This window comes from Tepidibacter sp., from assembly GCF_025210165.1.
GTDB lineage: Bacteria > Bacillota > Clostridia > Peptostreptococcales > Peptostreptococcaceae > Tepidibacter_A.
In genome coordinates this window covers 1-5,607 of the sequence record NZ_JAOASI010000065.1, presented here as the reverse complement: position 1 = coordinate 5,607, position 5,607 = coordinate 1, and the positions used below count along the sequence as shown (strand labels likewise).

Sequence of the window (5,607 nt, the reverse complement as noted above, 5' to 3'; positions counted from 1 at the left end):
GTTTTTCCGAAAATCACTGTTGTGATTTATTTATAACCTACTGTTTAATTTTCAAAGTTCATTTTGTGTTTCGTGTTTGCCTCGTTGTCGAGGACAAGTAATAATATATCACCTTTAAAAACATTCGTCAACACTTTTTTTGAAGTTTTTATTATTCTTTAGATATATTGTAGAGTTAGATTAATTAAAATATAGTTTCGAGAGTTCTTAGCTAAATAAGTATTTTGTAGTTAAGGACTCTCTTAAGTATCTATTTCATATTTTCCATTTTTTTAGTTAAATCTCTATCTATATCAGTTTCTGAATCAAAAGTCTGATAAGTTTTAGGATAGTTAACAGAAGCAACAATTGAATTCATATCTGCTAAAACAGATATTCCTTGAGGTATATTTAAATCTGAAACTGTAAGAGATCCTCCATCTTGAAGATAAGATAAATCTCCACTTACATATGTATTTGTATTGTAAGCTTCATATTTAACTTCAATATCTAAAAGCTGTTGCTGTACAATATATCCCTGACTTTCTATTTTAGATTTATTTTCTAATACAATAGGGATATGAGTATGAATGAAATCTTCAGCTGTTAATTTATGTAAGTCAAAGTGTATAAATTCTTTATCATTCATAACATCTCTTTGAACTTCATGTATATAAACTTTATGGGTTTGATTATTAAACTCTATATCAAATGCTTTGTTTTCTTTATTTTGAATGTACATTTGTTTAAATTCTTTTTTATCCATAGCTACTTTAATAGAATCCATGTTTTTACCGTATAAAATCCCAGGTACAAAACCTTTTTTTCTAATTGCTTTAGCTTTACAGTTGCTAAACGAATTTCTAGATAATAATTCCATATATAATACCTCCTATATTTATCATTTACAAGGTATTATTGCCATTATATTATTGTTTAATACATTTATTTTTACATGTTTGAATTATTTATTTTTTAATATGTTACCCAACTATAGATAATAATCTTTTTACTATATCACTTAATTTCAATTCTCCCATATCTCTATGACTCATAGCAAATACTAATTTAATAGAGTCTTCTAATTCATCATACTTATATGCATATGCTTTTAGAATAGTTCGTTCAGGCATATATTCTTCTAGTTCCACAGCTAAAGTATCTGCTAAGTCCATATATTCATCAAGTAACTCTTCTTTATTTTCTTCTTCTATATCATATCCGTCATCTTTTAACATTTCATTTAACACATGTATATTTATACTCATATTAAATGCGACTACATCTTCTCTTTTAGATCTTAAACTCATATCTTCTAATATATTAAATTCACTATTATCTAATATTATTTTTTTTATATCCTTACTGTCTATTACATCATCTTTGAATACCACAAACATAAAATCATCTCCTTATCAAGTGAAACTTATCTTCAGGTGGAGTTTGTAACTCCATCTGAAGGTTAGTTGAACTTATCCCTAAGCTGTAGAGTTCTCATCTCCAACCTGAAGAGGATGGAGTCTTAGAACTCTTAGCTTTCGGATAAATCATTTCTTAATTTTTCATTATAATAAATTTAATAAAAAAAGAAAAGCTTAAAAATATAGCTTTTCTTAATATATGCAGTAAGTATATCAATACTATAATCATTGTTTATAATAAATATGTTATTAAAGACATAGCTAAAACTCCAAATACCCCTAAATAAGCTGTACAAAAAGATGTTATTAAATTTATACCTATATTTAGGTCTATATTAAAAATGCTAAATCCATAATTTAAAATAAATATACATAATCCACCTATCATTAATTTAAATCCAATTTTACCTACTAACTTTAGTGGTCCTACTATTAATAAACCTATAGTATAGATACTAAGTATTATTATTCCATATAGTAATATGAGCTTCACTTGTAATAAAACATCAATCATACTAATCCCCCCCCCACATTTATCCGAAAGCTAAAAATTCTAAGGCTTCATCTGAATCAAGTTTCACTTTTTAAGTCAGATAATTCTTAGTAGTACTTTAGAAAGCTTTTTATACATTGCATACCCCTTTGTAAATTATCCCATTTTGTTTTGCTTTTCTTAAAAAATATGAATATCTAGATTTAGCGGCTTCTAATCTAAATATTGCATAGTCTACTAAGTCTGGATCTTTTACATTATCAAAAAAAGATTCAGCTGCTTTTAAATCTATGTATGCTTCTTGTAAATCTTTCATAAATTCTTCATTTTCATCTACCTGTTTCTTAAAAAAATTAATACTCATATATGTACCCCTCCCTACTATAAATTTATATTTTAATTTTGGACTTTTATGATAAAATATATACTTTTTTTAGAAAAAAAAAGAACTCTATAGAGTTCTTTTTTGTTTTATCTTTTGATATTGTTTCGGTGTGTATCCATATTTTTTCTTGAATTGGCTTATAAAATAAGATATATTTTCATATCCTAAATCATAAGCTACTTCAGTCACATTTTTTTCTTTCAAAAGATCTATTGATTTTTTTAGTTTTATTTCTTTTAAGTATACATTAGGCGTCATTCCTATTATATTTTTAAACTTTATTGAAAAATTCGATTCAGACATATTTAAACAATTAGCTATATCTTTTATTTTTATATTTTTATTATAGTTTTGACGTATATATTTTGTAGCTATTGATATAGGATGAGTATGTTCTTTTGTTAATATATCTTCCGAACCCTGTATTTTTAGGATATTATACAGCATTTCTTGTATATACAGATCCATTAAAAAATATTTATTTTTTTCCAATGAAAAATTAGTTTTTATAATTTTTCTAAATATTTCATCTATATTTTGATTTTTTTTACCTAAAAATATATTTTTGTATTTAGGAGCTATATTGCTTTCAATATCACAATTAACTTTATCTACAACATTTTTTATTATTCCTTGTTCTATTTCCAATACTAAGGCCTTTGTGGGTATTTTCATTTCCATTTCTACTTTTGAGTTTGGTGGCAATATTATAAACTCATCTTTTCCATAATAAAAATCATCACTCTCATCTACTCTTAGCTTTTTTTGACCCTTAAGAATAGTACATATCCTGTTATTTTCATAAGATTTATAAAATCCACTATATGGTTTTTCAAAATCATAATATAAAAATCTCATGTAATCAGTTTCAATGCCATCTATTAACTCAATATTTCTGTCAAATTTATTAATCATATCTAATTTCCTCCAAATACTCATATATACTGTTAATTTTTTATCTTAAATTAAATATAAATAATCTATTATAATTTAAATTCATCTGTTTTTTTACTTTTATATACACATTATACTATATTTTATATTTGATTTTTAAATATTTTAAATTTTATTTTGTTTTTTTATATTTGAATTCATCAAATTTACATATATTTTATCAAATTTAGAGTTAGTTTTATTTAAATAAATATATTAATATTATATATAGAGATTTCAAGTTATTTTTTTAACATATTTTAAGGAGGTTTTTTAAATGAATAAGACTTACAAATTTAATATGCCATCTGTTAATTTGATGGGACCTGGATGTTTAAAAGAAGTTGGAGATGAAATTTTATCTCTAGGATTAAAAAAGGCTTTAATAGTAACAGATAAAATGTTAGTTAAGATAGGTTTGATAGATAAATTAGTAGCTGTATTAGATGAAAATAATATAGACTATGCTATATTTGATAAAACTCAACCTAACCCTACTGTAAAAAATGTTGAAGATGGTTTAGCTCTTTTAAAAGAGAATAATTGCGACTTTATCATTTCATTTGGAGGAGGTTCTCCTCATGACTGTGCTAAAGGTATTGGAATTGTTGCAAATAATGGCGGATGTATAAAAGATTACGAAGGAGTAAATAAATCTAAAAAATCTATGCTTCCACTAGTTGCTATTAACACAACTGCAGGAACTGCAAGTGAAATGACTAAATTTTGTATAATAACAGATGAAGATAGACATATAAAAATGGCTATCGTTGATAATCATACTACTCCAACTGTATCTGTAAACGACCCATTGCTAATGGTAGAAAAACCAGCCTCATTAACAGCAGCTACGGGAATGGATGCTCTTACTCATGCAATAGAAGCTTTTGTTTCAACTGAAGCTACTCCTGTGACAGATGCTTGTGCATTAATGGCAATAGAATTAATATGTACAAATCTAAAAGAAGCTGTAGAGAATGGATCTAATGTAGTAGCTAGAGATAAAATGGCTTATGCTCAATTCTTAGCTGGAATGGCATTTAATAATGCAAGCCTTGGATATGTTCATGCTATGGCTCATCAATTAGGTGGTTTTTATGATTTACCTCATGGTGTTTGTAATGCTATATTACTACCTCATGTTCAAGAATATAATTCTAAAGTCGTTCCTCATAGATTCGTTGAAATTGCTAAAGCTATGGGAGAAAATGTTGATAATATTTCAAGCGAAGAAGCTGCTATTAAAGTTATCGATTCTATTAAAAAATTATCAGAAGAAATTGGTATTCCTTCTGGATTAAAAGAATTAGATGCAAAGGAAGAAGATTTAACTGTTCTTTCTGAAAATGCTTTAAAAGATGCTTGCGGATTCACTAATCCTAAACAAGCTTCTCTAGAAGAAATAATTGAAGTGTATAAAAACGCTATGTAATTGAAAATTATCTAATTAATTAAACCTGATTAAATACACAATAAATAATGTATTTGATCAGGTTTAATTTTATCCGAAAGCTAAGAGTTCTAACACTCCACCCTCTTCAGGATGGAGATGACAACTCTACAACTTCATTTTTATTTTAAAACATCAATATTTTCATCTATATGATTTTGTTGTTCATACAAAAAAACACCTTTAATTTTAAAGGTGTTTTTCAAAATTGGTGGGCTCAACAGGGCTCGAACCTGTGACCCCCTGCTTGTAAGGCAGGTGCTCTCCCAGCTGAGCTATGAGCCCAATTCAACGTGGTGCGCCCAGAGGGACTCGAACCCCCAACCTTCTGATTCGTAGTCAGACACTCTATCCAGTTGAGCTATAGGCGCTTATTTGATTTTAATTTCCTATTTCATTATAAAAAAATGGAGGCGACACCCAGATTCGAACTGGGGATGAAGGAGTTGCAGTCCTCTGCCTTACCACTTGGCTATGTCGCCATTTTTTTTTGGTGACCCATCCGCGACTCGAACGCGGGACACCCTGATTAAAAGTCAGGTGCTCTACCGACTGAGCTAATGGGTCATACTATATATGGGGTGAGTAATGAGATTCGAACTCACGGCCTCCAGAGCCACTATCTGGCGCTCTAAGCCACTGAGCTATACCCACCATATTGGTCGAGGTGGAGGGACTCGAACCCCCGGCCCCATGGTCCCAAACCACGTGCGCTACCAAACTGCGCTACACCTCGGTATATTCATTTTATGCAAAATAAAGTGGTGGGCCTTCAGGGACTCGAACCCCAGACCTACCGGTTATGAGCCGGGCGCTCTAACCAACTGAGCTAAAGGCCCACTTTATTTGGTAGCGGCAACTAGATTCGAACTAGTGACCTTTCGGGTATGAACCGAACACTCTAGCCAACTGAGCTATGCCGCCACATTTTATTGGTGCCCAGAGG

At 29.2% G+C, this 5,607-nt stretch carries 6 protein-coding genes and 8 tRNA genes; 1 reads left to right on the top strand and 13 read right to left on the bottom strand.

Annotated features, from left to right (window positions below; all coding sequences use genetic code 11):
• Positions 1-250 precede the first annotated feature (250 nt).
• The 5 genes from N4A48_RS10410 to N4A48_RS10390 form a co-directional block, all read right to left on the bottom strand.
• A complete protein-coding gene (locus N4A48_RS10410) occupies positions 251-859 on the bottom strand; it encodes a 50S ribosomal protein L25 (protein WP_293665856.1) in 609 nt (202 codons plus the stop codon).
• 103 nt (positions 860-962) lie between these two features.
• The gene (locus tag N4A48_RS10405) at positions 963-1,379 is read right to left on the bottom strand and encodes a hypothetical protein (protein WP_293665855.1); all 417 of its coding nucleotides are present in this window, start codon (positions 1,377-1,379) and stop codon (positions 963-965) included.
• A 253-nt stretch (positions 1,380-1,632) separates the two neighbouring features.
• Complete coding sequence (locus N4A48_RS10400; RefSeq protein ID WP_293665854.1) at positions 1,633-1,914, bottom strand: pro-sigmaK processing inhibitor BofA family protein; 282 nt, start codon at positions 1,912-1,914, stop codon at positions 1,633-1,635.
• A 109-nt stretch (positions 1,915-2,023) separates the two neighbouring features.
• On the bottom strand, positions 2,024-2,257 hold the full coding sequence (locus tag N4A48_RS10395; protein ID WP_293665853.1) for a DUF2508 family protein: 234 nt from the start codon (positions 2,255-2,257) through the stop codon (positions 2,024-2,026).
• An 87-nt stretch (positions 2,258-2,344) separates the two neighbouring features.
• A complete protein-coding gene (locus tag N4A48_RS10390; RefSeq protein ID WP_293665852.1) occupies positions 2,345-3,193 on the bottom strand; it encodes a helix-turn-helix domain-containing protein in 849 nt (282 codons plus the stop codon).
• Positions 3,194-3,488: 295 nt separating this feature from the next.
• On the opposite strand from N4A48_RS10390, the gene yiaY reads away from it, so the two are divergent.
• Positions 3,489-4,643, top strand: a complete 1,155-nt coding sequence (gene yiaY, locus N4A48_RS10385; protein ID WP_293665851.1) for an L-threonine dehydrogenase — start codon at positions 3,489-3,491, stop codon at positions 4,641-4,643.
• Positions 4,644-4,870: 227 nt separating this feature from the next.
• Here the strand turns inward: yiaY and N4A48_RS10380 are convergent.
• The 8 genes from N4A48_RS10380 to N4A48_RS10345 form a co-directional block, all read right to left on the bottom strand.
• Positions 4,871-4,946, bottom strand: a tRNA-Val gene (locus N4A48_RS10380).
• A 9-nt stretch (positions 4,947-4,955) separates the two neighbouring features.
• A tRNA-Arg gene (locus N4A48_RS10375) sits at positions 4,956-5,032 on the bottom strand.
• 37 nt (positions 5,033-5,069) lie between these two features.
• A tRNA-Cys gene (locus N4A48_RS10370) sits at positions 5,070-5,143 on the bottom strand.
• Positions 5,144-5,152: 9 nt separating this feature from the next.
• A tRNA-Lys gene (locus N4A48_RS10365) sits at positions 5,153-5,228 on the bottom strand.
• A 10-nt stretch (positions 5,229-5,238) separates the two neighbouring features.
• A tRNA-His gene (locus N4A48_RS10360) sits at positions 5,239-5,315 on the bottom strand.
• A gap of 5 nt (positions 5,316-5,320) precedes the next feature.
• Positions 5,321-5,397 (bottom strand) — tRNA-Pro (locus N4A48_RS10355).
• A gap of 26 nt (positions 5,398-5,423) precedes the next feature.
• Positions 5,424-5,500: transfer RNA gene (locus N4A48_RS10350), tRNA-Ile, on the bottom strand.
• An 8-nt stretch (positions 5,501-5,508) separates the two neighbouring features.
• Positions 5,509-5,585: transfer RNA gene (locus N4A48_RS10345), tRNA-Met, on the bottom strand.
• Between the last annotated feature and the right edge of the window lie 22 nt (positions 5,586-5,607).

Excerpts from the sequence above, each read along its gene's own strand:
- N4A48_RS10410 (WP_293665856.1), bottom strand. The coding sequence starts at position 859 with ATGGAATTATTATCTAGAAATTCGTTTAGCAACTGTAAAGCTAAAGCA.
- N4A48_RS10400 (WP_293665854.1), bottom strand. The coding sequence starts at position 1,914 with ATGATTGATGTTTTATTACAAGTGAAGCTCATATTACTATATGGAATA.
- N4A48_RS10390 (WP_293665852.1), bottom strand. The coding sequence starts at position 3,193 with ATGATTAATAAATTTGACAGAAATATTGAGTTAATAGATGGCATTGAA.
- N4A48_RS10405 (WP_293665855.1), bottom strand. The coding sequence starts at position 1,379 with ATGTTTGTGGTATTCAAAGATGATGTAATAGACAGTAAGGATATAAAA.
- yiaY (WP_293665851.1), top strand. The coding sequence starts at position 3,489 with ATGAATAAGACTTACAAATTTAATATGCCATCTGTTAATTTGATGGGA.
- N4A48_RS10395 (WP_293665853.1), bottom strand. The coding sequence starts at position 2,257 with ATGAGTATTAATTTTTTTAAGAAACAGGTAGATGAAAATGAAGAATTT.